The following is a 604-nucleotide window of genomic DNA, read 5'->3' on the forward strand; positions in this document are numbered from 1 at the left end:
AAAGTGCCGGGCATATTCATTCTGTCCATCGCCCCATTCTTTATGGGAGAGAAAGTGCGCATTCCGGTGCGCCTGCGCTATCGCATGAGCAATCAGAAGGTTGTCTGGTTCTACAATATCTACCGTCCAGATTTGGTGATCACGCAGCAAGTTGAAGCGGATTTGCTGACGCTGACCAAGCAGACAGAGCTGCCTTCATTCGCTGGCAAGCTGGAGATCAGCTGATGTCGGTCGCCAGTTTCACAATCGCGCGGGGAGCATTGCTCCCCGCCTTGAAGGCGGTCAACCGGGCCGTCGAAAAGCGCAACACGATTCCTATTCTTGGCAATGTGCTGATGAGTGCCGAGGATGACCGCCTTTGTGTAACCTGCACCAACCTTGACCTTGAAGTGCGCGCAAGCGCCGAAGCGCCGGGCATTGGCGCGATCGCATCTTTCACGATGCCATCCGCATTGCTGCACGATGCCGTCAGCAAGTTTGCAGATGGTGCGAATGTTAAATTTGAGGGCGACGATGCGCATGTGAATGTATCGGCTGGCCGATCGCGCTTTCGCCTGCAGGTGCTGCCGGCGTCTGACTTTCCAGAAATGTCAGCGGGAGATTT

The 604-nt window shown here is 55.3% G+C and carries 1 protein-coding gene and 1 pseudogene; both read left to right on the forward strand.

All coding sequences use genetic code 11. From position 1 onward, the window contains the following. Window positions 1–225 (forward strand): DUF2303 family protein (locus ABE530_RS19650; protein WP_499695728.1); only part of this gene is annotated, 225 nt, incomplete at its 5' end. Continuing rightward, window positions 225–604 (forward strand): annotated as a pseudogene (locus tag ABE530_RS19655) (DNA polymerase III subunit beta); the annotation flags it as partial. The gene ABE530_RS19650 and the pseudogene ABE530_RS19655, both read left to right, overlap by 1 nt.

The sequence above is a fragment of the Brucella sp. TWI559 genome (assembly GCF_039674265.1).
Classification (GTDB): Bacteria; Pseudomonadota; Alphaproteobacteria; order Rhizobiales; family Rhizobiaceae; genus Brucella; species Brucella chromiisoli.